The following is a 23,493-nucleotide window of genomic DNA, read 5'->3' on the forward strand; positions in this document are numbered from 1 at the left end:
CCAGCCCGATGCGGGATGCGCGAATGGCCTGAAATCCCGATACCCGGCATCTTCCAGGAAGGCGCGGACCAGTTGACCTTCGGCAGGATGGCGAACCTCGAAGCAGATCACCGGGTGATCGCGCTGCAAACAGGCCGCCAAACCTTGCAAGGCCGGCAGCTCCGCCCCTTCGACATCGATCTTGATCAACGTGACGCGCTCGCCGGGCTCAAGCACCCTGTCCAGCACATCGTCGCCACGCATCAACTGCACGGCCACCCGGCCAGGCGCATCCATCGCCGAGGCGCCATCTGCCGCCAGCTCAAGCGTGCCGCTGTTATCGGGCCGCTGCTGTTGCAGGACGCCATCCCCCACGTGCGCGCTCAATGCCATCTCCATCACCTGCAAGTTGCTGCAGCCGTTCAGCAGGGCATTGGCGCGCAAGGCCGCTGCCATGACCGGGTGGGGTTCAAAGGCAACAACGCGCGAGAAGCTGCGAGCCATGCTGACGGCATGGTTGCCGATATTGGCGCCAATATCGAGCGCGACACCCGCGCTGCGCCCAGCACCTGCCGCGACGGCATCGATGGCCGCCAGCACCTCCGGCTCATAGGCACCCTGGGTACGTATCCGGCGGCCGATGACGTCGTTGTCCAGCGTGAACAGGCGGATGCGGCGCTGGCCTGCACCCAACTCCAGCTTGCGCGAAACCCACATCCGAAGACGGCCTGCGAAGAATCTGAGATAGGGAATGGACAGTACAGGCTGTCCGGTTGAAAGTGCGTTCATGGTTGGCGGTTTTCCTTCTCGATCATCGCGAGCAGGCCAAGGTAGTCGGCCTCCATCCGCCCAAGGCTTTGCGCTGCCGCGCGCGCCGTCGTCACCCGTTGCCAAGCCTCGGGAGTGGCCTGGACAAGTGCGGAATGTAGGGCTTCACAGAGACCAGAAGCGTCGAACCCGGTTGCCACAGCACCGCCCGGCCCGATGGTGTCGGCCAAGCCACCGCTCGGGCAGCCCACGACGGGGATGCCGCAGGCCATCGCCTCGATGGCCACGCGCCCAAACGCTTCTTGCGATTTGTCCAGTCCAATCTGCGACGGCATCAGCAGGACGTCCGCCCGAACCATGGCGTCAGGCATTTGCCCATACGGAAGGAGGGATGGCCCTTCCACCACCGCTTCAAGCCCCAGTTCGGCGACGAGGCGCTCAAGCACAGGCTTCTGCGGCCCGTCGCCCACCAGACAAAGCCGGGCGTCGTATTCAGGGTGGCGCTCGCGAAAAAGCGCCAATGCCGACAGCGCCACGTCGGCGCCTTTGGTTGGCACCAATCGACCGACGAACAACAGCCTCAGTGGGCGCGGCCATTCGCGTCCACGCATGGGCGAGCAGAACCTGCCCGTATCCACACCCATCGTCACGCGGTGGACGTTCATCGATGTGTGGGCGGCGATGCGCCTGGCCATGAAATCGCTGTGCACGATGGCATGGCCAGACCCTAGCATGACGCGCAACGACCACCAGCCGTACCGATGCGGCAGGGCGGTGGCATCGTGACCGTGAAAGTTGACCAACAAGCGCCGCTTCCAGCCGGGGCAGGCCAGCAGCGCCACGATGCCGTTGTTGGCGAAATGGGCATGCACGGCATCCCAGTCACCAGCCGCAGCAGGCGTGTCCATCAGGCGCGCCGCGTGCCAGGCGCAGCGAAGCAGCAGGAGGCTGAGGGCGCAACGGGGGTTTGCCAGCATGACCCCGGCAAGATTCCTGAAAGCGCGCAGCGACCACCGTGGCGCCTCGTGTAGCTGAATCCGATCGTTGGGCAACTGCAGGCGCTCGGCTGCCGCCGTGTCCACCTTTCGCGCGATCAGCGTCACGTGCACGCCGTGCCTGGCAAGGCCCAGCACATGATCGAGAATGAAAGTCTGGGAAGGCACGGGAAAGGCGTCGACGAGCACCAGCACGCATGGGTTTTTTCGATCCGCTCGCCATTCGACATCGTTCTGCGGCTCCGGGGGCAAGAAAGCCGACTGGTCGCTCATGGGGTCATACCGCCGTCACGAGGCAAGGCGCTCTGCAGCAAACCTGCGTAACGCGCAGCCACCTGATCCCAGCCTAGGTGGCTCACAAGACGCCCACGCGCCTCCTGGGCCTGGTTCATCGATGCGGTGGGATCAGCCAGCATCTGCACGATGCGTGCGGCCAACGCCCGTGTGTCGCGCACATCGATGCGCCAGCTCTCGGCAAGCACATCGCTGACAGCGGGCACGTCACCGGCCAGCACCGGGCAGCCGCAACCGATGGCCTCCACCAGCACCAGGCCCAGCCCTTCCTGGTCGCCGGATTCCGCCCTCACAAAGGGCGCGACAAACAGCGCCGCGCGCCGGTACAGCGCGGGCAAATCCTTTGCGCCACCGCGCCCAGAAAGCGCACCGCATCCTGCAAGCCCAGTTCGTGCACCTGCGCCTTCAGCCGCTCTTCGTCCGGCCCGAAGCCGGCAATGCTCAGCGTCACGTCGGGCCGTTCGCGCAACACGGCGGGCAAGGCGTCCAGCAGATAGCGCAGCCCCTTCTTCTCGACCAGACGGCCCACAAACAGCAGCTCGCTGCGCGAGCGCTGCACCGCAGCGTCGGGCACAAAGCGCCCGGCCATGTCTACGCCCATCGGCACCACAGACACCTTTGAAACATCTGCGCCCAGCGCTGCCACGGCATCGCGCATGGCGCGGCTCACCACCGTCGCCGCCTGCGCCTGGCGCAGCACCAGGCGTTTAAGCGCCTGCATGGGCCCGCTGCGCAGCGCGTACAGGTCGGCGCCATGCGAAGTCACCAGAAACGGCCGACCCAGCCCGGCGGCGATCAGCCCCTGCGGAACCAGCCAATGCGCATGGACCACGTCCACCTTCTCGCGCCGGCACAAGCGCCACGCGCACCAGGCCTGCATCAGAACAAAGCCAGGCACCAGCAGCAGCTTCCAGCGCTGCAGCTTCAGGTTGGTGACGATCCCGCCATCGTTGACCAGCGTTTCCCAACGCTCGGGCGCATAGCGGTAGCGCACCACTTCCACGCCTTCCAGCATCTCGCGCGGCTTGGCGTCGGGTGCGTGGGGGCCCAGCACGATCACCCGGAAGTCATCGGCGAGGCGTTTGGACAGTTCGTGAACGAAACCGGGCTCGGGGTCGCCCGTCCATCGGGGATAGGTGGACGCAAGAACCAGCAAAACGGGGCGCCGAGCCGCTGCACCAGTCATGGCTTGTCCTGGTATGGCGCGTCCTGCCAACCCAGCACACGCACGCCGCTGCGCTCGTAGCTGTCGCTGCCGCCATGCACCAGCCAGGGCTGCAGAGCCTCGTCACCGGCAAAGCGCGTGGCCTTGCGGGCGGCCTGCAGGTAGTCGGGCGTCACCGTTTGCCCGGACTTGATCTCCACCGTTTGCAGCCGGGTACCCACCTCGAAGACCAGGTCGGCCTCCAGCCCGTTGTTGTCCCGCCAGAAATACAGCTGAGGCGGCTGCCCGGCATGCAGGCGCGCCTTCATGAACTCGCCCACCACCAGGGTTTCGAACAGCGCGCCTCGCAGCGGGTGCAAGGCCAGCAGATCGGCACTGCCGATGCCCAGCAGCCAGCTGGCCAGACCGACGTCCACGAAGTACAGCTTGGGCATCTTGACCAGGCGCTTGCCGAAGTTGCGGTGGTACGGCGGCAGCAGGTGCACGATGTCGCTGGCTTCCAGCACCGACAGCCAGGCCCGCGCCGTGGTGTGCGCAATGCCGGTTTCTCCCGCCAATGCGCTCAGATTGAGCAATTGCCCCGTGCGTGCCGCGCACAGGCGCAGAAAGCGCTGGAAGGTGGCCAGGTCTTGCACGCGCAGCACCTGGCGCACGTCCCGCTCCACGTAAGTGGCCACGTAGCTGGCAAACCAGTCCTGCGGCAGCACGTTGTGCACATGCAGCTCCGGGTAAAAGCCGCGCAGCATCAGGGCATCCAGGCCAGGCTGCCGCACTTGCGCCAGCGGCAGTTCGGAACCCAGCGCCAAGGGCAGCAAGCGGGTCATCCCGACCCGCCCGGCCAAGGTCTGGCTGATGCCGGACAGCAGGCCGAACTGCTGCGAGCCGGTCAGCACGAAGCGCCCGGGGGCGCGGTCGGCATCCACCATGCCTTGCAGCCAGGAGAAAAGATCCGGCCAGCGCTGCGCCTCATCGAAGATGGCCCCCGCCGAGGAGAAGCGAGCCAGAAAGCCCTTCGGGTCCTCGGCCGCGAAGGCGCGCTCGGACGGGTCTTCCAGGCTCACATAGGGCCTGTCCGGGAACAGTTGGCGCACCAGCGTGGTCTTGCCAGACTGGCGCGCGCCGGTTACCGCCACCACGGGAAAGGTGGTGGCCAGGCGTTTCAGCGTATCGGCGAGTTGGCGCGAAAACATTTTTATACAATTCGATGATTCAATCGTCAGATTGTATGGGCTGTAGGTGCTTGTCGCACGATCCAGGGACAGGCGCACTCACGCCGAATCCTTGTACATCAGCGCCGTGATCTGTTCCGAGATCAGGCCCATCAGAAACACCATCACGCTGCCCGTGTAGAGCAGCGTGCTCATGTTGGTGAATCTCCCTGATGCCACCACGTCCAGCCGTACCAGCCGGTCGCCAGCAGGAACATGCCCAGCGCCACCGGCGCAAAAATCTTCACTGGCGAAAACAAGGTGCCGATCTTGAAGATGATGAGAAAAACCGCGCGCCGTCGCGCAGCAGGCGAATGTGGCTCGTGCCGATCCGCCTGGCTGCGTGAATGGGCACGTAGGCCACCGAATAACCGGCGCGGAAGAACGCCATGGTGCTGGTGGTGGGGTACGAAAACCCGTTGGGCAGCAGGTAGAGAAATTCGCGAAACCTGTCCGCCCGCACGGCACGAAAGCCCGAAGTCAAGTCTTCCACCTTGTGCCCGGTCATCCAACTGGCCAGGCGGTTGTACAGGCCGTTGGCAAATCCCCGGCCCACACTGGCCTGCGAGCGCTTTCTGGCGGGCGCCCACCACCATGTCGTGGCCCTGGGCCATTTTTTCCAACAAGCGTGCAATATCCGCCGGGTCATGCTGGCCGTCGGCGTCCATGAACACGATCACCTCGCCCGTGGCGGCGCGCGCGCCGGTCTTGACGGCAGCGCCGTTGCCCTTGGAATACGGGTGCGAGACCACGCGGGCGCCGGCAGCAGTGGCCACGGCGGCGGTGTCGTCGCTGGAGCCGTCGTTGACGACGATCACCTCCACTTCTTCCATCAAAGCCTTGAGGGCTTTGACCACGCCACCAATGGCGCCCGCCTCATTCTTCGCGGGCATGACCACGCTAACGCTCACCATGCGGTGTTCCTTCCTGGGTTTTCAGGGCCTGCTGCAACTCCTCTGGCGCGTTGGACTTCCATTTCGTAAGCACCTCTGCTGCGCACCAGTTGGACGTCTGGTTGCCGGTCCAGCACCTGCTGCGCTTCGTCCAGCAGCAGCAGCGCATGCGAAACATAACCGCTGTTGGCCATGTTGGCGACCGTGGACAAGGCATTGTCGATGTCGTTGAAGCGCTGCATGGACACCTTCAGGTGTGGCATGGCCGCGTCTGGCTCACCTTCTGCCATCAACAGCAGCCCCTGAGGTACGGCTCCACGCGATTGAACAAATGGGCAGCCCGGAACCTCGGGATCGCCCGCATCTCGTCCAGCAGGCCCAGCGTGTGCCGGCGGCTGGCCGCGAAATCGGGCGATTCGAGCTGCACCGCCACGATGGTCCGGACGCCCAAAAGAGTTTGCGCATCGAAACGCTGCTGCGGCAGCAGCCGGCGCACGCGCTCGAAATCGGCCTCGGTGGCCTGCTGCTGCCCCACGCCCGCCGCAAGGGCTGCCAGCTGTTCACAGCCGACATGAAGGTGCGTATCGACCACGACAGCGGCAGCTGGTTCTATTACCCCGACTTGGTGCTCGCCTGCGACCCCACCGACCGCGAACCGCTTTACGTGCGCCGCCCTTGCCTGCTTGTCGAAGTGCTTTCGCCCAGCACCGAACACATCGACACGCGCGAAAAGCTGCTGGCCTACCGCCTGCTGCCCAGCATGCGCGAATACCTGCTGCTGCGCCAGGACAGCCTGCAAGCCGACCTGTATCAGCGTGCCGCTGATGGCCGCTGGCAGCACCAACGCTTGACCGCGCCGGGCGACGTGCTCACGCTGGAATGCCTGGGTGCTCATGTCACGCTGGGCGAGATTTATGTCGACCTAGCGGATTTGAGCGTCGCGTGACCCCGGGTGGGCGGACCAAAAATCGTGATCTGACCCCATTTTTACCCCATTTTTACTCCAGCGCGGCGACGATGGCGGCTGGACGCACCAGCGGCTGGCACAGCCGGACGACGCCTTCAACCGGCTCTGCCTGCGGGCCAGCGTCGGCCTTCGGGTTATCTACGCCGATTTGCCGGAGCTGGTGGGTTGAAATCGTGATCTGACCCCGAATAACCAGAGCTGGTGGGTTGAAATCGTGATCTGACCCCGAATAACCGATATGGCTTTTGCCCAAGCGTTTGGCAGCATGAATTGGCACATACGCCACCGAATATCCGGCACGAAAAAGCCATGGTGCTGGTCGTTGGGTATGAGAATCCATTTGGCAGCAAATAGAGAAACTCGCGGAATTTATCTGCGCGCACAGCGCGAAAACCCGAGGTCAGATCCTCTACCTTATGCCCGGTCATCCAACTCGCCAGGCGGTTGTACAGGCCATTGGCAAGCCCCCGCCCCATGCTGGCCTGCGAGCCTTTTTGCCGTGCGCCGACCACCATGTCGTGGCTTTGCGCTAACGACGCAAGTAGACGGGGAATATCGGCCGGGTCGTGCTGGCCATCCGCATCCATGAACACGATGACTTCGCCCGCAGCCGCGCGGGCGCCAGTCTTGATGGCCGCGCCGTTGCCTTTGCTGTAGGGATGGCTGACCACGCGGGCGCCTGCAATGCCGGCAACTTCGACGGTGTCGTCGGTAGAACCGTCGTTGACCACGATCACCTCAGCATCGGGCAGCACCTGTCGAATGCCACGGATGGTCAAGCCAAGCGCTGCGGATTCATTCTTTGCGGGGAGGACGACACTGACGCTCACGCTGCGCACTCCTGACTCAACCAAACACAAATCCTATGATCAGAACGGATCCACATTGACCCACGCCACGGGCATACCCGTCTGCATGTCGATCAAAGCTGTCCAGAACACGGTGCCGGCCTGCACCGGCAGCCAGCGCAGCGCTTGTTCTGCCTTTCCGGATTTCGCCACAGCAGCATCGATGGCCGCAGCCTGCGCGGCATGGCGCTCGCGCAGCACGGCCACCGGCTGCGCCGCGTGCAACACATCGCCAAGGTGCTCGGCCACCGGCCGGTAGTTTTCAACGATGTGCTGCACATCACGCCCACCGCCCAGCGCGCTCATGATCAGATCAAAAGAGGCATCCGGATCGGTCGGGCGCAGCGCGTACACCGTTTGGTAGCCGGCCAGCAAACTGGATTTCTGCCACTCCGGGCGCACGGCTTTCTCCCGTTCGCTCGCCGGCAGTTCCCCGGCGCTGACCACCGTGTAGCGATCCACCGCGAACACCAGGAACGCCGGCCGCGCCTGCGCCACGGTATTCAGGCCATAGGCCAAGGCCGCGAGCTGAACCGCCACCACCACAGCGTAGTCCGTCAGAAGCTCCTTGCGTTTTTTTGGGGTTGTAGATCACCAGCGACATCAGCGGCCCCAGCGCCAGGTCGCAGGCCACCACCAGCACGAACAGCTTCATGCCACCCATCATTTCTGCAAAGGGGGCCGGGTACCACAGAGCGAATACCAGCCATGCGGCCAGCACCGCCACCAGTGCGGTGACCACGAAATGAAGGAAAACGCCTTTATCTTTGCCAACCACATAGACCAACCGAATCCTTTGTGCCGATGAACGATGCTCGCCGCGCTCAAGGCTTGCCCAGCACATCCAGCTTGTGTTGCCATTGCTGCCGCGCGTAGGCGCTTCCAGTGGGCTGGATGGCTCTGGCTTCCTGCAAAAACGCGTCCGCTGCTGCGTGGCCCTGTGTTGACATGATCAAACCGTACAGCGCCTGAATGGTATCCATGTCTGGCTGCACCTTGAGCGCCTGGCGCAACTCGGCCATTGCACCCGAAACGTCGCCTGTTGACAGCAGCACATTGGCGCGGATGGCGCTCAGGCCCTGGCGATCATCCACCCCACGGAATACGGGGTTGCCTTGCATCAGGCCGGCCAGCGCCAGAACGTCTGCCGGCGCCAGTCCCACACAACGCCCCTGCATCTGCAACTGCGCCACGGCGCTCAGTGAACTCACCGTCAGATGGCTGTGCACCCCCGTGGGCAGCGATTGCCGCGCATGCCCCAGCCACCGGCGCGTGGCCTGGCCTTCGTCGTTCAAGTAGCAACTGGCCCGCAGGCCCTGCATGGCCACGCTGGTCAGGCGCGGGTTGCGGCGTATGGCGCCTTCATACATCGTGTCGACGTCTTTGACCTTGCCCGCTTGCATGTAGGCCCCGGCCAGCATCTGCAAGGCGCGCGGCGAATCCGGATGCGCCCTTGCCCAGACGAGCTGCTGGCGGCTACCCCACATGCTGGTGGTCTGCCACAGCATGAAGGCCAGAAACACACCGTATACCCCGGCCATCAGCCCGCGTATGCGGCCTGGCACTGCCGACCATTGGGCAAACCAGGCCGCCAGCGCCAGCACCGGGCCGATGAGCGGCACGTAGTTACGGTGCTCGAAATACAGGAAAAGCGCAAAAACGCTGGACTCAAGCAGATGCCCCGCCAAATACCAAAGCACCGCAAACAGCAGCAGGGGCTGGCCCCGCCGCCACAGCACGGCCGCCGCCACCAGCACCGCTGCCCAGGCGGCCAGCGCCAGTTGCACGACACCGTCGGAAAAATGGCGAACGGGATAGTCGTCGTGAAAGGGGCTGAGGTCGGCCAGGCGCGGCAAAAACGCCACGCGCAGGTATTCCCACAGAATCACGGCCTCACTGGCCAAGCGCTCTGACAAGGTGAATGGGCGCAGCCAGTAAGTGCCGGCCATGGTAGGCAGACGGCTGGCCACGTAGCCCAGCACCGCCAGGCTGGGCAGCCAGAGGGCGAGCCCCAGCACCCACCCCAGGCGCCGATTCCCGTCGGCAGGCAGCGCGCCGCCTGCCGCTCCGCGCGTGGGGGCGCGAAGCAGCACGCTGTGCAGCACCAGCAGCAGCAGCGGCAGCAGCACGCCGTTTTCCTTGCTCAGGGCGGACAGCAGCGTGCACAGCCCCAGGCAGACCAGCGCCGCCAGCATGCCGGGCCAGCGCCCCCAGGCCGCGTTGTCGCGCGCCCATAGGTAAGCGTGCATGCCCAGTAGCGCAAACAATGCGCTGAGCGTGGTCATGCGCTGCACGATCATCAGCGAGGCCGAAGCCAGGATTGGCAGCACACCCCAGAAAAACGCCACGGCCGGCGCCAGCCATTCGCTGCGGCCCAGGTGCTGTGGCCATTGCCGCTGCAACCGAAACACCAGCCACCCAAGCAGCGCCACGTTGAGTAGGTGGATGCCGATGTTTACCCACAAGAAGGCGTCGGCATTGCCCGCCGCGTAGGCGCCGCGCTGCAACAAGAAGGTGGCCAGCGCCACCGGCCGGCCCAGGGGCCCAGCATCGCCGGAGAAGATGTAGGCCAGCGCGCCCATGCGGTCTTGCACGGCCAGCATGCCGTCCATGGACGGCGCGTCGTCAAAGAAAAAATACCGCCGCTGCCGAAGGCGTACAGCGCCACCAGCACGGCCAGCAGCGCCACCAGGGGCTTGAACGTTTCGGCACGCATCAGGGCAAATCCAGCTTCAGTGGCGAACAAAAGAAGAAAAAGCAAAGAGCATAGCCCTTGCGGGCTATGCTCTTTCAGGCCGTCAGGCTTGACGGATTACTGACCGCGGCAGGAACCGGGCAGGTACTTGGCAGGCATGCCACCGGTCGAGGCAGGGCCGCAAACCCATTTGAACACCGTTGCGCCCAGGTCGGTGGCTGCAATGGCAGTTGTGTTGTTGGCATAGGGCGTCAGCGTGATAACGCCACCTGCTGCGCCTTTCAGATCGGGAGCGTTGGCTGCGCTCGCCGCCGTCACGGTAATGACGCCCACACCATCGGTCGCCACGCGGGCCACATACTTGGTCGGTGCGCTAGCTTCACAGCCCCACGCATTGGCTGCCGGAAACGCCGTACGCGAGGACTGAATCGTTTCGGTCACGCTGGTACGGCACTGCGAAGCAGCCAGGACGATCTCAGACACCTTCGCACGGATGGCGTAGTCCTGGTACGCAGGCAGCGCCACGGCAGCCAGAATACCGATGATCGCCACGACGATCATCAATTCGATCAGGGTAAAGCCTTTTGCAGAGTCTTGTTCATGGTTCAGTCCTTTGGAAGAAATTGATTGCTAACCGGGAAACACTTCGCTTGTCAGTGCGTCACCGCGCACCCTTTCTTTGCAGGTTCCGTGCCAACCCGCGTGGGGGCGGTGATTCGTGCGGCAGTTCACGGTCAGCGCCAGGCGGGGCGTGCCAGGTGACAATTTGCGACGCCCAAGGCGCCCAGAGGATTGACAAATCTGGTCGGTCGGCGCCCCAGCCGGGCGGCGTGACACGATTTGTCACTACCCCGGCGCGGGCGATACAGGCGCTGCGCTGCGTGCCCTGCAGCGCGCATGGCCAGGCCGCATCAAAGCAGCAGAAGCCCAGGTTGATGGGGGTATACGTTTCCAGCGCTTGAATTACAGGCGCTGGATGCCGTCTGGCATGGGAGTATCTAGCGATAACCCCGACAGGGAAGCCTGCGCACCGGCCTTCGATGGCCGCAACCCCAAGCTCAAGGCCACGTCCAGGGCCTCTTGCCCCGAGTACACGGCCGGCCTCATTCCTGCGGCAAGCTCAGCAGGAACTGGATGGCGGCTTGTAGGGCAGGCAGATCGTGCGCAACCACCCGGGCGACGGTCTGGGGATCAATGGCGCCCAGGTAGTTGTGAGCGAGGATGTTGCGAAACCCGGAGATTTCGCGCCACGGAATGTGCGAGGCTCACAAATCCACCGCCTCGCGCAGCACGTGTTCGCGCATGTGCTGGTTGAGCTCGTGCTCGGGGATGAGTTCGATGCGGCGGCCCAGCTGCTGCTCAAGCTGCTGGGCCAGTGGCAGGCGCTGGCCGAACATGTCGTAGCCGGGCGGCAGATCGACCAGCAGGTCGATGTCGCTGCCGGCGGTTTCTTGCCGCCGCGCCACCGAGCCGAAGACCCGGATGCGCCGCGCACCATAGCGCCGGCCGAGCGCCGCGATGGCGTCTCTCTGGGCGTTCAGTTCATCGAGCAGCATGGGGGCGATGGTACGGCGAACGCTATGCCACTGCGCGCAGCACCTGGGGCGCGGTCATCGCCACGCGGATGAGGGTTTGCGCGGCGCCGGAGGGCTGGCTGCGGCCTTGCTCCCAGTTCTGCAGCGTGCGCACCGACACACCCAGCAAGGTGGCGAACTGCGACTGCGACAGGCCGACCCGCGCACGGGCGTCGGCGGCGTTCGGCACCTCGACCTGCGTGGTGCGCGCCGCGCGGCCGACCTTCATGTCGCGCACGGCCTCCAGCAGTTCGGCCTGGAAGGCTTGCATGTCAGGGTCCATCGTCTTGGGCATCGTCCATCTCCTTGCGCAAGTTCACTAAAAATTCGGTGGGTAGCTTGTCGAACCTGGCCTTGGTGTACCCGATCAACAGCCACACTTGCCCGCCCTCGGCGCGCGCATAGGTGATGACCCGCACACCGCCGCGCTTGCCCTGACCCGGACGCGACCAGCGCAATTTGCGCAAACCGCCCGAGCCGACGATCACATCGCCAGCGGTCGGATTGGCGGCAATCCAGTTGATGAATTCAGCGCGCTCGCCTTCGCCCCAGATGTTCTCCATCGAGCGAACGAATGCGCGGGTTTCGCTGACGGTGAACATGGGCGGACTATACGCTAAAAACGTATATTTTGGAGTCTATGCCCGAGGACGAAGATGAAGTCGACGCGGTGCAACTCAATTTTCGATAGCTGTCAGCGCTTGTCTGGAGGGCACTGAAGGCAGATTTGGCATGCAATCCAGCACCACGCCCCTACAACTCGAACACATGCCCCGCGCTCGGCCACCGGATGTCGTGCGCGGCTTCGCGGCGCGGCGGGCGCACCTGGTCGAACTGGGCGATCTCGCGCATGATGGTTTCGGTTTCGGCCGGCTTGGTGTGGGTGATGTAGATGGGGTAGCGGCGTGCGGGGTCGATCTGGTCCAGCTGGTCGGCCAGCGCGGCGGGCGAGAGGTGGCGGGCCAGCTGGGCCAGTGCGCGCTCGCCATTGGAGAAGGCGGTTTCGATGACCAGGCTGTGGACGTGGAGCTGGTTGACGCGCTGCCAGAAGGCCGGGCTGCCCACGGTGTCGCCGCTGAAGACCCACCAGGGCGCATCGGCCTGCGGGCCGCGCACGGCAAAGCCGACGGCGGGCACCGAGTGCTCGGCCGGCAGGGCCTCGATGGCGCGGCCCTGGACGTGGCGCACGGCGCCGACGTCGAGCGGGTGGAAGGTGACCAGGGCGCCGCGGCCGAGGGCAGGCGCGTGAAGTCGGGCCAGATGAGGTCGTTGAAGACGTGCTGGCGCAGGGCGGCCAGGGTGTGCGGCAGGGCGTGCACGCGCAGTGGCTGGCCGGCGCGCGCACCGGCGATGGTGTCGACCATCAGCGGCAGGCAGGCGATGTGGTCGAGGTGGGCGTGGGTGAGGAAGACGTCCTCGATGCGCAGCATTTCCTCGCGCGTGAGGTCGCCCACGCCGGTGCCGGCGTCGATGAGCACGTCCTGATCGACCAGGAACGACGTTGTCTTGCAATCGCGAGCGATGGCGCCGGAGCAGCCGAGCACACGCACCCTCATGTTCAGCTCCCCGCGCTGTTATTTGGCGTCGAAGTCCGTGGTGCCGTCCCAGCCGGGGCCGGGCGGTGTTTGAAGCTGTGAGGCTACGCGTGCGGCATACAGCCGGTAAAGGAAAAAGTTGGCATTCGCTTGCTGAAGCTCGTTAACTTTTGTTCGAAACTCTTCGAAGCTGCCGGCGCGCCACAGGGGCAGCGCGGCCTGCCACAGGGCCAGTTCGGCCTGCAGCGCGGCGCTGGCCTGGCCGGGTGCGGCGCGCACGGTGTGGATGGTGGTGGCCTGGTGCTTGCCCTTGACGCGGACGCGATCCAGCTCTTGCCACAGGTGCTGGCCGGCGGCGGCGTGGTCGACGGTGGCCTGGCTGGCGACGATGTCGACCTGGTACACGCGCGAAAGGCTTTCGAGCCGAGCCGCCAGGTTGACCGCATCGCCGATGACGGTGTAGGCGCGCCGCAGATCGGAGCCCATGTTGCCGACCGACATGACGCCGGTGTTCAGGCCGATGCCGACGGACACCGACGGCGCGCCGCGCGCCGCGCGCTCGGCATTGAACTGGCGCATGGTGGCGGTCATGGCGACGGCGGCATCGACGGCCAGGCGGGCGTGGTCGGGCTGGGCCACGGGCGCGCCCCAGAAGGCCATGACGCAGTCGCCCATGTATTTGTCGATGGTGCCCTGGTGCGCGCGGATGACGTGGGTGAGGCGCGAGAGCACGTCGTTCAGCAGCGCCTGCAGGGCCAGCGGCTCCATGGTTTCCGACAGGCTGGTGAAGCCGCGCAGATCGCAGAACATCACGGTGAGCTCTTCGGCGCGCGCCTGCATGCCGTAGCGCTCGGGGTTGCGCACCATCTGGCGCACCAGCTCGGGCGGCACATAGGTGGCGAACTGCTGGGCCAGCTCGCGCTTGGCGCGGCTTTCGACAAAGTAGCCCAGCGCCATGTTGACGGCCAGCGCGGTGAGCGTGAGCACCAGCGCCGTGGCCAGCGGCATGGCCAGGCCGGCGCCCAGGTAGAGCGAGAAATCCAGCGCCAGAATGCCGGCCAGCAAGGCCAGCCCCAGCCCCAGCGATGCCGCCACGGGCAGCAACGGCAGGCCCAGGATCAGCACCAGCCCCAGGGCCAGCAGCAGGGCCACTTCGTAGCCGGCGGCGTAGTCGGGCCGCACGGCAATGCGGCCGTCGAGCATGCCCGAGAGCAGGTTGGCGTGCACTTCAACCCCGGATACACCTCGCCCACCGGCGTGGCGCGCAGGTCCATCAGCCCCGGCGCCGTGAAGCCGAGCAGGGTGTAGCGGCCCTTCAGCTCGCCGGCGGGCAGACGGCCTTCGAGCACGTCGAGCGCCGAGATGTAACGGAACGAGCCGCCCCGGGGCCGCCCGGCCCGCGGAAAGGCACCAGCGCGGCACCGCGCGCATCCACCGGCACGCGCAGGGCCTGCGCGCCCGAGCCCAGGGTGACGGCCGCCAGGCCGCCTGCCGCCTGCCCGGCCACGCGCTCTGCCGCAGCGGCGGGTTGTCGAGCCCCAGCCGCAGCGCGGCCAGTGACAGCGATTCGTACAGCCGGCCTTCGAACGCCGCCACCAGCGGCACGGCGCGCACCTTGCCATCGGGGTCGGCCACCGAGTTGAAGAAGCCGGCGCGCGGGGCGGCCGCGGTCAGCGGCGCGATGTTGCTGCCGTAGCCATCCCAGTGCAGCATGCCGGGCGGCGGCGCATCCACCTCGGCCAGCGGGCGCGGCAGGGTGCCGCTGCGCCGCGCGTCGCGGTCGCTGCTGAGGTAGTAGCCCAGCGCCACCGGGCCTTGCTGCAGCGCGCGGGCCAGCACGCCGTCGTAGTCGAGCTGCGGCGCGGCACGGGCCAGCCAGTCGGCAAACGCAGGGTCGTGCTGCAGGTCCTCGCGGGCCAGGCGCTCGAGGTTTTGCAGGCCGGAACTGCGGTCGGGTTCGGCAAACACCGCGTCCAGCGCGAGCGCCGCCACCTGCTGACGCTCGGTCAGCTCGCGCACCAGCGCGGCCACGCGGGCGCGGCTCCAGGGCCACTGGCCCACGCGCGCCAGGCTGCGTTCGTCGATGTCGATGATGACGATGCGTTCGTCGAATGTCTGCGGCATCGTCAGCCGCAGGCGCAGGTCGTACAGGGCTTCGTCCACGCGGTGCAGCGCGGCGAAACTCCACACCCCGGATGCATGCAGGATCGCCAGCAGCACCAGCACCGCTGTGGCCAGCGTGCGCTTTCGATGGCGCTTCAAGCCAGCCCAAGCCATGCGTTGTCATCGCCCGCGCCGGGGCGCCGTGTCAGCGGTCGACAAACTCCAGACGGATGCCGCCCAGGTCGATCTGATCGCGGTTCTTGAGGGTGATGGGGCCCGCGTCGACGGCCACGCCGTTGACGGCCGCCACGTGCGTGCCCTCGACCTGCGCCAGGTCGAACCCATGCACGCGGCGCGTGATGGAGGCCACCGACAGGCCGGGCTTGCCGATGGTGGTGACCACCTTGGTCAGCGGCAGCTCGCGCCCGGCGGCGGAGCCGTTCAGCACGCGCACCCGCGGGCCGGTGGCCTCGGGGCCGAAGCCGACATCCACCCCCATGGGCACCGACAGGCCGGCGCCGGGCAGACTGACCGGCGCAGACATGGTGTCGCCGTCGACGAACTTGACCTTGTACTTGCCGACCTCGATGGTGTCGTCGTGCGCCAGTTCCTGCTTCTTGATCGCCTTGCCATTGACGTAGGTGCCGTTGGTGCTGCCCAGATCCTCGAGCACGGCGCGACCATCCACCATCTGCACGACGGCGTGCTCGCCGCTGACGGCGAGGTTGTCGATGACGACGTCGTTGTAGGGCCGCCGACCGATGGTCGAGCGATCCTTGATCAGTTGGTATTCCTTGACGACGACACCGTCGATCGAAACGATCAACTTCGGCATGAACGGCTCCCGTTTTCTGGCTTGTACTGGTATGAGTGGCCTATTGGAGCGTAGCCGCTGGGGCGCCGACAAGCCAACTATTGCCTATTTTCTCAACAATTTGGCCATCATCCCGGACTTTTGGGCGGTTCATGGGCTTTGACGATGACCACCGATATGTTGTCGCGCCCGCCGCGTTCGTTGGCCAGCCCCACCAGCCGCTGGCACTTGGCATCCAGCGTCAGGTCTGCCGCCAGGATCTCGGCGATCTCGTCGTTGCGCACCATGTCGTTGAGGCCATCGGAACACAACAGCAACTGGTCGTCGCACAGCACGTCGACCTCGCGCACATCCAGCAGCACCGTGTCTTCCACGCCCAGGGCGCGCGTGACCAGGTTGCGGTTGCCGGAGGCGGCGGCCTCTTCCGGCGTGATCAGGCCGATGTCCACCTGCTCCTGCAGCAGCGAGTGATCGCGCGTGAGCTGCTCCAGCACGCCCTCGCGCAGTCGGTAGGCGCGCGAATCGCCCACATGGCCGATCACGAACTTGCCGCCATGCGCCACCGCCATGGCCAGCGTGGTGCCCATGCCGGCATAGGCCGCGTGCGTGTTGGCAGCGTCGAAGATGGCGCGGTTGGCGTTGTCGACGCAGATTTCCATCGCGCGGCGCACGTCGCGCAGCGTGGCCACGGGCGAGGCCTCGTGCAGCCAGCGCGCCATCTCGCCGGCGATCAGTTCGACCGCCAGCGCGCTGGCCACTTCGCCGGCGTTGTAACCGCCCATGCCATCGGCCAGCACGGCCACGCCGTGCGCGGCATCGACCATCACGGCGTCCTCGTTGTTGGTGCGCACGCGCCCCACGTCGGACAGTGCGCCGTACTCGAACTCCATGTCAGGCCGTCGCTGCGATCAACCGGGGGCCGAGGGGCAAAGCCACATGCAACGGGCCCTCATGCCGCCGAGGCGGGTGGCGGGCTGCGACGGCTCTGCACCCACTTGCCGATGGCCAGCACCAGCAGCGCGCCCGCCACGCCCATGGCGTAGTGCACGGTCTTGTCCTGCGGGATGTAGGGCACCAGCGCCGGGTCCGAGTGCATCATGGTGCCGGCAATCCAGCCCAGCAGCATGCCCCCAGCAGGATGATGATGGGGAAGCGGTCCATCAGCTTGAGCACCAGCTGGCTGCCCCAGACGATGATGGGGATGCTGACCAGCAGGCCGAAGATGACCAGCGGCAGCTGGTGCTGCTCGCCCGCACCCTGCGCGGCACCGGCGACGGCGATCACGTTGTCGACGCTCATCACCAGATCGGCCACGATGATGGTCTTGATGGCGCCCCACAGCTTGTCGCTGCCCTGGATGCTGCCGTGCGCGTCTTCCTCTTCCGGCGCGATGAGCTTGATGCCGATCCAGATCAGCAGCAGCGCACCGACGAACTTGAGGAAGGGCACCTGCAGCAGGGCGAGCGCGAAGGCGATGAGGATGACCCGCAGCACGATGGCACCGGCCGTGCCCCAGATGATGCCCTTGGTGCGCTGGTGCGCCGGCAGGCCGCGGCAGGCCAGCGCGATCACCACGGCGTTGTCGCCCCCGAGCAGGATGTCGATCATGATGATCTGACCGACGGCGACCCAGAAATGGGCGGTGAAAAATTCTTCCACTTTGTCTCTTCCCTAGGAACTTGGGGCGGCTCAAATAATACAGCCGGATGGCCTGGCGGGGCATCCGGCTGCAGCATGGAGGCCGCTTCAGGGCGGCCTCGGCCCGCGATCTGCTTACAGCAAGCCCTTGAGCAGCTTGCCCATCTCGGACGGGTTGCGCGTGACGGTGAAGCCGCACTCTTCCATGATGGCGAGCTTGGCGTCGGCCGTGTCGGCACCGCCGCTGATCAGCGCGCCGGCGTGGCCCATGCGCTTGCCGGGGGCGCGGTGACGCCGGCGATGAAGCCGACGATGGGCTTCTTCATGTGGTCCTTGCACCAGCGGGCGGCTTCCGCCTCGTCGGGGCCGCCGATCTCGCCGATCATGATCACGGCATCCGTATCCGGATCGTCGTTGAAGGCCTTCATCACGTCGATGTGCTTCAGGCCGTTGATCGGGTCGCCGCCAATGCCCACGGCGCTCGACTGGCCGATGCCCAGCTCGGTCAGCTGTGCCACGGCTTCGTAGGTCAGTGTGCCGGAGCGGCTGACCACGCCGACGCGGCCCTTCTTGTGGATGTGGCCGGGCATGATGCCGATCTTGATCTCGTCGGGCGTGATGATGCCGGGGCAGTTGGGGCCGAGCAGCAGCGTCTTCTTGCCGCCTTTTTCTTCCTTCTGCTTCATCTTGTTGCGCACTTCCAGCATGTCCTTGATCGGAATGCCCTCGGTGATGCAGACGACGAAGTCGAGGTCGGCCTCCACGGCTTCCCAGATCGCGGCGGCGGCGCCGGCTGGCGGCACGTAGATCACGGAGCAGGTGGCGCCGGTTTCCTTGGCCGCATCTTTCACGCTGGCGAAGATAGGGATGTTGAAGATCGACTCACCGGCCTTCTTGGGGTTCACGCCGGCGACGAAGCAGTTCTTGCCGTTGGCGTATTCCTGGCACTTCTCGGTGTGGAACTGGCCGGTCTTGCCGGTGATGCCCTGGGTGATGACTTTGGTGTCTTTGTTGACGAAGATGGACATGTTCAGGGCTCCTTACTTGACGGCGGCAACCACTTTTTGAGCCGCTTCGGCCATGGTGTCGGCGCTGATGATGGGCAGGCCGCTTTCGGCGAGCATCTTCTTGCCCAGTTCCTCGTTGGTGCCCTTCATGCGCACCACCAGCGGCACTTTCAGGTCGACCGCCTTGCTGGCCGTGATGACGCCGGTGGCGATGGTGTCGCACTTCATGATGCCGCCGAAGATGTTGACCAGGATGGCCTTGACCTTGGGATTCTTGAGCATGATCTTGAACGCCTCGGTCACCTTCTCGGGGGGCGCCGCCGCCCACGTCGAGGAAGTTGGCCGGCTCGGCGCCGAACAGCTTGATGGTGTCCATGGTGGCCATGGCCAGGCCGGCGCCGTTGACCAGGCAGCCGATGTTGCCGTCGAGACTGATGTAGGCCAGGTCGAACTTGCTGGCCTCGATCTCGGCCGGGTCTTCCTCATCCAGGTCGCGCAGGGCCACGATCTCGGGGTGGCGGAACAGGGCGTTGCTGTCGAAGTTGAACTTCGAGTCGAGGGCGATGATGTTGCCCTTGCTGTCGCGGTTCAGCGGGTTGATCTCGACCAGCGAGGCGTCGGTGTCCATGTAGCAGGTGTAGAGCTTCTTGAACACGTCCACAGCCTGCGCGGTGCTGTCGGCCGGGATGCCGATGCCGTCGGCCAGTTCCTTGGCCTGCGCGTCGGTCATGCCCTGCAGCGGATCGACGAACACCTTGATGATCTTCTCGGGGTGGCTGTGCGCCACTTCCTCGATGTCCATGCCGCCTTCGCTGCTGGCGATGAAGGCAATCTTCTGCGTCGCGCGGTCGGTGACCACGGAGACGTAATACTCTTTCTGGATGTCGGCACCGTCCTCGATGTAGAGGCGGCGCACCTTCTGGCCTTCGGGGCCGGTCTGATGCGTCTTGAGCTGCATGCCCAGGATCTGCGTGGCCAGTTCCTTGACCTGTTCGATGGACTTGGCCACCTTCACGCCGCCGCCCTTGCCGCGGCCGCCGGCGTGGATCTGCGCCTTGACCACCCACACCGGGCCGCCGAGTTTCTGCGCCGCTTCCACGGCTTCCTGAACGGTGAATGCGGGAATGCCGCGCGGCACGGGCACGCCGAATTGACGCAGGATCTCCTTGCCCTGGTATTCGTGGATCTTCATGAGGCCCCTCTGAGGAGTGTTGGTGTGATGAGAGAAAACGGTCGGGCCACCGGTGGGCCGTCGGGCGCCGCACTGCCGCAGGGCCAGCGGGCCGCCTCGGCGAATGTATCATGGTGCGACGCACCAATTGTGCGCGAGGGCCTTACGCTGCCATGACGCAGGCCCCGCGATGGAAGGATTCAAGCAATGGCCAAGGTATTCATTGATGGCGAGGCCGGCACCACCGGCTTGCAGATTCGCGACCGCCTGCAGGGCATGCCGGGCGTGGAGGTGGTCAGCATCGACCCCGCGCGCCGTAAGGACCCCGAGGCCAAGCGCGAGATCATGGCCGCGGTCGACCTGGTGATCCTGTGCCTGCACGACGACGCCGCGCGCGAGTCGGTGGCCATGATCGACGCCCTGCCGAACCGCAAGCCGCGCATCATCGATGCCAGCACGGCGCACCGCGTGGCCGAGGGCTGGACGTTCGGCTTCCCGAGCTGTCGAAGGACCAGCGCGCCGCCGTGCAGGCTGCCGATCGCGTGGCCAACCCGGGCTGCTACGCCACCGGCGCCATCGCCCTGCTGCGGCCGCTGGTGGACGCCGGCATGCTGCCGCCGGATTACCCGGTCGCCTTGCCGTCGGTCAGTGGTTACTCCGGCGGTGGCCGGCAGATGATCGAGGCCTATGAAGCCGGCGGCGCGCCGGCCTACGAGCTGTACGCGCTGGGCCTGAAGCACAAGCACATCCCGGAGATCATGAAGTACGGTCGCGTCACGCGCCGCCCGATCTTCGTGCCGGCGGTGGGCAATTTCGACCAGGGCATGCTGGTCGAGTTGCCGCTGCACCTTGACACCCTGCCCGGCCAGCCGACCGCCGCGCAGCTGCTCGACACCTACCGCGCCCATTACGCGGGCGCCGAGGCCGTCAGCGTGGAAGCGGCGCCCGAATCCGGTAAGCTGGATGCCGTGGCGCTGAAGAACACCAACCAGCTCGAAATCCGGGTGTTCGGCAACGACGAGGCGAAGCAGGCGGTGTGCGTGGCGCGCCTGGACAACCTGGGCAAGGGCGCCAGCGGCGCGGCGGTGCAGAACCTGCGGCTGATGCTGGGGCTGTGACCGGCGCGCGCTGAATCGGCGCCGGCGGCGCAGGATCAGCGCCGCTGCGCCCGGCGCGGCGGCTGCAGCAGAAAGGCCGCCGAGTCGGCGAACTCGGCACCGGCCTCGGTGCCGGCACGCGCCACGATGGCGTCGATCAGCGGGTGCAGGTACGGCAGCAACTCGCCCAGCGTGGTGGCGGTGGCGATCTGCTGCTCGTAGGCATAACGGCCCAGGTGCCGGCGGATCGAGCGGATCATGAAGTTCGACATGGCGTGGCACACGTCGTCGGGGCGGCGCGACAGGGGCGATGGCGCACTGTGCGCTGGCGCGGAGGGCGCAAAAGGCGCTGTGGCTGGTGCCGGCCGCGTGTCCAGGTCGGCCATCTCGGAAGGCTGGATGTAACCCGAGGCGCTGAGCCAGCGCAGGCCGCCCGCGGTCAGCGCGCTCTTGCCGGTGGCGGCCAGCAGATCCTCGCGCGTGCGCCGGCCATCCACCATGCGCAGCAAGCCATGCAATTCGACCGGCAAGGTGCTGTGCGCGGCGGCACACTCGCGCGCGCCCTTGTCGCTCAAGGCGTAGACGATTCTCATTGTTTTGTTCTCCCTGCAGCCCATGTGGGTGCGGCCCAAGGGCCTCCATCACCATGACGCTGGCGGGGTGATTGCGGCGGCAACCCGCGCGGCTGTCAAGCCCGCACTTGAAGGGGTGGTGGCGGGTGCGCGCGGCGTCAGAAATCGTCGTCGTCCGCAGCGCCGCCCAGCGCGCGGCGCGCCACGTCGCCGCTGAAGCCGCGCGCGGCCAGAAAGCGCAGCTGGCGCGCCCGCTCGGCCGCGTCGGCGGGCGGCTGGCCGAACTTTCTGCGCCAGACGGCCTGCGCGCGTGCCAGTTCGGTGCTGCGCAACTGCGCGGCGGCGTCGGCCACCACCTCGTCGGGCAGGCCCTTGGCACGCAGCTCCTGCAGCACGCGCGCGCCGCCCAGGCGCCCGGCGCGGCGGTGCAGCACGGACTCGGCCACGCGCGCCTCGTCGATGAAACCCTTGGCGGCCAGTTCGTCGAGCACGCGCGCCACAGCGTCCGGGTCGTCCTCGGGCCCCACGTGGCGCGACAGCTTGTGGCCAGTTCGGCGCGCGAATGCTCGCGCGCCGCGAGGTAGCGCAGGGCGCGGCCCTTGAGGGAGAGGGTCTGCGCGGGGCGTGGGGTCATGGGCTGCTGGATGCTATCAATTTGATGGCTGTTCGCGCCGATTCACACTTGATTTCATAATGAAATCACTATGAAGTCCGCTTGCAGAAGGCGCAAGCAGCTCCCAATAAGAGAGCGTCAGCCTCCTGCCGGCGATGCCGAGCGACTCACGGACGCCGGTTTTAGCTCCGGCACGCCGCTTCGCGGCTTCACGTGCGCTGCGCGCACGTGAGCCTGCGCTGAAACTGCGGTGCGAATTCGGCTCACGCCTCATCGACGGCGGCTTCCGCCGCCGCCGGTCGCCCGGCGATGCCGAGCGACTCGCGCACCTTGTTTTAATTTCGGCACGGCCGCTGACGCGGCCTTCACATAGGCTGCGCCAATATGAGCCTGCACTGAAATCGTGTTCAAGAGGCTCACGCCTCTTCCGCAGCGGCTTCCACCGCTGCGGGTCGCCCGGCGATGCCTAGCGACTCACGAACACGATTTTCAATCTCGCGCGCCAGATCGGGGTTCTCGCGCAGGAACTCGCGGGCGTTGTCGCGGCCCTGGCCGATCTTTTCGCCCTGGTAGGAATACCAGGCGCCGCTCTTGTCCACCACCTTGGCGGTCACGCCCATGTCGATGATCTCGCCCTCGCGGCTGATGCCTTCGCCGAACAGGATGTCGAACTCGGCCTGCTTGAAGGGCGGGCTGACCTTGTTCTTGACCACCTTCACGCGCGTTTCGTTGCCGATGGCTTCGTCGCCCTTCTTGATGGTGCCGATGCGGCGAATGTCCAGGCGCACCGAGGCGTAGAACTTCAGCGCGTTGCCGCCGGTGGTGGTTTCGGGGCTGCCGAACATCACGCCGATCTTCATGCGGATCTGGTTGATGAACACCACCGTGCAGTTGGTCTTCTTGATGGTGGCGGTCAATTTCCGCAGCGCCTGGCTCATCAGCCGCGCCTGCAGGCCGGGCAGGCTGTCGCCCATGTCGCCCTCGATCTCGGCCTTGGGCGTGAGCGCGGCGACCGAGTCGACCACCACCAGGTCGATGGCACCCGAGCGCACCAGCGAATCGACGATTTCCAGCGCCTGCTCGCCGGTGTCGGGCTGGCTGATCAGCATGTCCTGCAGGTTCACGCCCAGCTTCTGCGCGTAGGCGGTGTCCAGCGCGTGCTCGGCGTCGATGAAGGCGCAGGTGCCGCCCAGCTTCTGCATCTCGGCGATGACCTGCAGCGTGAGCGTGGTCTTGCCGCTCGATTCCGGGCCGTAAATCTCGATCACCCGGCCGCGCGGCAGGCCGCCCACGCCCAGGGCCACGTCGAGCCCCAGCGAGCCGGTGGAAACGACCTGGATGTCGGCGACCACCTCGCCTTCGCCCAGGCGCATGATGGTGCCCTTGCCGAACTGCTTTTCAATCTGCGCCAGCGCGGCCTGCAGGGCCTTGGCTTTTTCGGTCTTGTCGGCGACGGCCATGTCCATGATTTTTCCTTTGAGATCAATGGGTTGAAGCGGATGCACCCGAATCAACTGGATGCTTGAACAGGACTGTATATCAATCCATTGATTGCCG

20 protein-coding genes and 10 pseudogenes are annotated in these 23,493 nt (G+C 66.0%); 2 read left to right on the forward strand and 28 right to left on the reverse strand.

What is annotated here, in order from left to right; translation table 11 throughout:
- Positions 1 to 96: 96 nt before the first annotated feature.
- The 7 genes and pseudogenes from H0I39_RS24060 to H0I39_RS09380 form a co-directional block, all read right to left on the reverse strand.
- Positions 97 to 768, reverse strand: a pseudogene (locus H0I39_RS24060) (FkbM family methyltransferase); the annotation flags it as partial.
- Positions 765 to 2,015, reverse strand: coding sequence for a glycosyltransferase (locus H0I39_RS09360; protein WP_180550306.1), 1,251 nt, complete (start codon positions 2,013 to 2,015; stop codon positions 765 to 767). The gene H0I39_RS09360 and the pseudogene H0I39_RS24060, both read right to left, overlap by 4 nt.
- An 85-nt stretch (positions 2,016 to 2,100) precedes the next feature.
- Positions 2,101 to 3,222, reverse strand: a pseudogene (locus tag H0I39_RS09365) (glycosyltransferase family 4 protein); the annotation flags it as partial.
- The gene (locus H0I39_RS09370) at positions 3,219 to 4,391 is read right to left on the reverse strand and encodes an ATP-binding protein (RefSeq protein ID WP_180550307.1); all 1,173 of its coding nucleotides are present in this window, start codon (positions 4,389 to 4,391) and stop codon (positions 3,219 to 3,221) included. The gene H0I39_RS09370 and the pseudogene H0I39_RS09365, both read right to left, overlap by 4 nt.
- A 78-nt stretch (positions 4,392 to 4,469) precedes the next feature.
- The gene (locus H0I39_RS24725) at positions 4,470 to 4,565 is read right to left on the reverse strand and encodes a hypothetical protein (protein ID WP_506329678.1); all 96 of its coding nucleotides are present in this window, start codon (positions 4,563 to 4,565) and stop codon (positions 4,470 to 4,472) included.
- Positions 4,562 to 5,323: a glycosyltransferase family 2 protein gene (locus H0I39_RS09375; protein WP_257645725.1), complete on the reverse strand. Its 762-nt coding sequence runs from the start codon at positions 5,321 to 5,323 to the stop codon at positions 4,562 to 4,564. The genes H0I39_RS24725 and H0I39_RS09375 overlap by 4 nt, the downstream gene beginning before the upstream one ends.
- The gene (locus H0I39_RS09380; RefSeq protein WP_180550308.1) at positions 5,317 to 5,544 is read right to left on the reverse strand and encodes a hypothetical protein; all 228 of its coding nucleotides are present in this window, start codon (positions 5,542 to 5,544) and stop codon (positions 5,317 to 5,319) included. Before H0I39_RS09380 ends, H0I39_RS09375 begins: the two co-directional genes overlap by 7 nt.
- Before the next feature lie 89 nt (positions 5,545 to 5,633).
- Here H0I39_RS09380 and H0I39_RS09385 point away from each other — a divergent pair, with 89 nt between their 5' ends.
- Positions 5,634 to 6,248 carry a Uma2 family endonuclease gene (locus H0I39_RS09385; protein ID WP_180550309.1) on the forward strand — a complete coding sequence of 205 codons (615 nt, stop codon included), beginning with the start codon at positions 5,634 to 5,636 and terminating at the stop codon, positions 6,246 to 6,248.
- 155 nt (positions 6,249 to 6,403) lie between these two features.
- On the opposite strand, the gene H0I39_RS09390 is transcribed toward H0I39_RS09385, so the two are convergent.
- The 18 genes and pseudogenes from H0I39_RS09390 to sucC all read right to left on the reverse strand — a co-directional run bounded on the left by H0I39_RS09390 (position 6,404) and on the right by sucC (position 19,675).
- Complete coding sequence (locus H0I39_RS09390) at positions 6,404 to 7,099, reverse strand: glycosyltransferase family 2 protein (RefSeq protein ID WP_308645818.1); 696 nt, start codon at positions 7,097 to 7,099, stop codon at positions 6,404 to 6,406.
- Between the two features lie 39 nt (positions 7,100 to 7,138).
- On the reverse strand, positions 7,139 to 7,657 hold the full coding sequence (locus tag H0I39_RS09395; protein ID WP_180550310.1) for a hypothetical protein: 519 nt from the start codon (positions 7,655 to 7,657) through the stop codon (positions 7,139 to 7,141).
- Positions 7,658 to 7,787: 130 nt separating this feature from the next.
- Positions 7,788 to 7,961, reverse strand: a pseudogene (locus H0I39_RS24730) (hypothetical protein); the annotation flags it as partial.
- Complete coding sequence (locus H0I39_RS09400; RefSeq protein WP_180550311.1) at positions 7,942 to 9,729, reverse strand: tetratricopeptide repeat protein; 1,788 nt, start codon at positions 9,727 to 9,729, stop codon at positions 7,942 to 7,944. The pseudogene H0I39_RS24730 and the gene H0I39_RS09400, both read right to left, overlap by 20 nt.
- A 200-nt stretch (positions 9,730 to 9,929) precedes the next feature.
- Entirely contained in the window at positions 9,930 to 10,421 is a 492-nt protein-coding gene (locus H0I39_RS09405; protein WP_257646076.1) for a pilin, read from the reverse strand.
- Between the two features lie 494 nt (positions 10,422 to 10,915).
- Positions 10,916 to 11,068, reverse strand: coding sequence for a HepT-like ribonuclease domain-containing protein (locus H0I39_RS09410; RefSeq protein WP_180551756.1), 153 nt, complete (start codon positions 11,066 to 11,068; stop codon positions 10,916 to 10,918).
- Positions 11,069 to 11,077: 9 nt separating this feature from the next.
- A complete protein-coding gene (locus tag H0I39_RS09415) occupies positions 11,078 to 11,368 on the reverse strand; it encodes a nucleotidyltransferase family protein (protein ID WP_180550313.1) in 291 nt (96 codons plus the stop codon).
- Positions 11,369 to 11,390: 22 nt separating this feature from the next.
- The gene (locus H0I39_RS09420) at positions 11,391 to 11,657 is read right to left on the reverse strand and encodes a helix-turn-helix domain-containing protein (protein ID WP_257645726.1); all 267 of its coding nucleotides are present in this window, start codon (positions 11,655 to 11,657) and stop codon (positions 11,391 to 11,393) included.
- Position 11,658: 1 nt separating this feature from the next.
- On the reverse strand, positions 11,659 to 11,988 hold the full coding sequence (locus H0I39_RS09425; RefSeq protein ID WP_180550314.1) for a type II toxin-antitoxin system RelE/ParE family toxin: 330 nt from the start codon (positions 11,986 to 11,988) through the stop codon (positions 11,659 to 11,661).
- A 151-nt stretch (positions 11,989 to 12,139) separates the two neighbouring features.
- Positions 12,140 to 12,942 (reverse strand): annotated as a pseudogene (locus H0I39_RS09430) (3',5'-cyclic-nucleotide phosphodiesterase).
- A gap of 18 nt (positions 12,943 to 12,960) precedes the next feature.
- Positions 12,961 to 14,124, reverse strand: a complete 1,164-nt coding sequence (locus H0I39_RS22010) for an adenylate/guanylate cyclase domain-containing protein (protein ID WP_307776891.1) — start codon at positions 14,122 to 14,124, stop codon at positions 12,961 to 12,963.
- Complete coding sequence (locus H0I39_RS22015) at positions 14,040 to 14,543, reverse strand: CHASE2 domain-containing protein (RefSeq protein ID WP_257646078.1); 504 nt, start codon at positions 14,541 to 14,543, stop codon at positions 14,040 to 14,042. Before H0I39_RS22015 ends, H0I39_RS22010 begins: the two co-directional genes overlap by 85 nt.
- A pseudogene (locus H0I39_RS22020) lies at positions 14,464 to 15,198 on the reverse strand (CHASE2 domain-containing protein); the annotation flags it as partial. The pseudogene H0I39_RS22020 and the gene H0I39_RS22015, both read right to left, overlap by 80 nt.
- 31 nt (positions 15,199 to 15,229) lie before the next feature.
- Positions 15,230 to 15,859, reverse strand: coding sequence for an FHA domain-containing protein (locus H0I39_RS09440; protein WP_180550315.1), 630 nt, complete (start codon positions 15,857 to 15,859; stop codon positions 15,230 to 15,232).
- 107 nt (positions 15,860 to 15,966) lie between these two features.
- Complete coding sequence (locus H0I39_RS09445) at positions 15,967 to 16,728, reverse strand: Stp1/IreP family PP2C-type Ser/Thr phosphatase (protein ID WP_180550316.1); 762 nt, start codon at positions 16,726 to 16,728, stop codon at positions 15,967 to 15,969.
- 59 nt (positions 16,729 to 16,787) lie between these two features.
- Positions 16,788 to 17,497: pseudogene (locus H0I39_RS09450) on the reverse strand (TerC family protein).
- 114 nt (positions 17,498 to 17,611) lie between these two features.
- Positions 17,612 to 18,504, reverse strand: a pseudogene (gene sucD / locus H0I39_RS09455) (succinate--CoA ligase subunit alpha).
- Between the two features lie 12 nt (positions 18,505 to 18,516).
- Positions 18,517 to 19,675: pseudogene (sucC, locus tag H0I39_RS09460) on the reverse strand (ADP-forming succinate--CoA ligase subunit beta).
- A gap of 186 nt (positions 19,676 to 19,861) precedes the next feature.
- On the opposite strand from sucC, the pseudogene argC reads away from it, so the two are divergent.
- Positions 19,862 to 20,772, forward strand: a pseudogene (gene argC, locus H0I39_RS09465) (N-acetyl-gamma-glutamyl-phosphate reductase).
- 35 nt (positions 20,773 to 20,807) lie between these two features.
- Here the strand turns inward: argC and H0I39_RS09470 are convergent.
- The 3 genes and pseudogenes from H0I39_RS09470 to recA all read right to left on the reverse strand — a co-directional run bounded on the left by H0I39_RS09470 (position 20,808) and on the right by recA (position 23,402).
- Positions 20,808 to 21,344 carry a hypothetical protein gene (locus tag H0I39_RS09470; RefSeq protein ID WP_180550317.1) on the reverse strand — a complete coding sequence of 179 codons (537 nt, stop codon included), beginning with the start codon at positions 21,342 to 21,344 and terminating at the stop codon, positions 20,808 to 20,810.
- Between the two features lie 137 nt (positions 21,345 to 21,481).
- Positions 21,482 to 21,957 (reverse strand): annotated as a pseudogene (gene recX / locus H0I39_RS09475) (recombination regulator RecX).
- A 395-nt stretch (positions 21,958 to 22,352) separates the two neighbouring features.
- The gene (gene recA / locus H0I39_RS09480; RefSeq protein ID WP_180550318.1) at positions 22,353 to 23,402 is read right to left on the reverse strand and encodes a recombinase RecA; all 1,050 of its coding nucleotides are present in this window, start codon (positions 23,400 to 23,402) and stop codon (positions 22,353 to 22,355) included.
- Between the last annotated feature and the right edge of the window lie 91 nt (positions 23,403 to 23,493).

The organism is Ottowia beijingensis (assembly GCF_013423955.1).
Classification (GTDB): Bacteria; Pseudomonadota; Gammaproteobacteria; order Burkholderiales; family Burkholderiaceae_C; genus Ottowia; species Ottowia beijingensis.

Bases quoted from the DNA above. Each gene is read 5' to 3' on its own strand.
- H0I39_RS09360 (WP_180550306.1), bottom strand. From the start codon at position 2,015: ATGAGCGACCAGTCGGCTTTCTTGCCCCCGGAGCCGCAGAACGATGTC.
- H0I39_RS09370 (WP_180550307.1), bottom strand. From the start codon at position 4,391: ATGTTTTCGCGCCAACTCGCCGATACGCTGAAACGCCTGGCCACCACC.
- H0I39_RS24725 (WP_506329678.1), bottom strand. From the start codon at position 4,565: ATGAGCACGCTGCTCTACACGGGCAGCGTGATGGTGTTTCTGATGGGC.
- H0I39_RS09375 (WP_257645725.1), bottom strand. From the start codon at position 5,323: ATGGTGAGCGTTAGCGTGGTCATGCCCGCGAAGAATGAGGCGGGCGCC.
- H0I39_RS09380 (WP_180550308.1), bottom strand. From the start codon at position 5,544: ATGCAGCGCTTCAACGACATCGACAATGCCTTGTCCACGGTCGCCAAC.
- H0I39_RS09385 (WP_180550309.1), top strand. From the start codon at position 5,634: ATGGGCAGCCCGGAACCTCGGGATCGCCCGCATCTCGTCCAGCAGGCC.
- H0I39_RS09400 (WP_180550311.1), bottom strand. From the start codon at position 9,729: ATGGACGGCATGCTGGCCGTGCAAGACCGCATGGGCGCGCTGGCCTAC.
- H0I39_RS09415 (WP_180550313.1), bottom strand. From the start codon at position 11,368: ATGCTGCTCGATGAACTGAACGCCCAGAGAGACGCCATCGCGGCGCTC.
- H0I39_RS09420 (WP_257645726.1), bottom strand. From the start codon at position 11,657: ATGCAAGCCTTCCAGGCCGAACTGCTGGAGGCCGTGCGCGACATGAAG.
- H0I39_RS09425 (WP_180550314.1), bottom strand. From the start codon at position 11,988: ATGTTCACCGTCAGCGAAACCCGCGCATTCGTTCGCTCGATGGAGAAC.
- H0I39_RS22010 (WP_307776891.1), bottom strand. From the start codon at position 14,124: ATGCTCGACGGCCGCATTGCCGTGCGGCCCGACTACGCCGCCGGCTAC.
- H0I39_RS22015 (WP_257646078.1), bottom strand. From the start codon at position 14,543: ATGGCAAGGTGCGCGCCGTGCCGCTGGTGGCGGCGTTCGAAGGCCGGC.
- H0I39_RS09440 (WP_180550315.1), bottom strand. From the start codon at position 15,859: ATGCCGAAGTTGATCGTTTCGATCGACGGTGTCGTCGTCAAGGAATAC.
- H0I39_RS09445 (WP_180550316.1), bottom strand. From the start codon at position 16,728: ATGGAGTTCGAGTACGGCGCACTGTCCGACGTGGGGCGCGTGCGCACC.
- H0I39_RS09470 (WP_180550317.1), bottom strand. From the start codon at position 21,344: ATGAGAATCGTCTACGCCTTGAGCGACAAGGGCGCGCGCGAGTGTGCC.
- recA (WP_180550318.1), bottom strand. From the start codon at position 23,402: ATGGACATGGCCGTCGCCGACAAGACCGAAAAAGCCAAGGCCCTGCAG.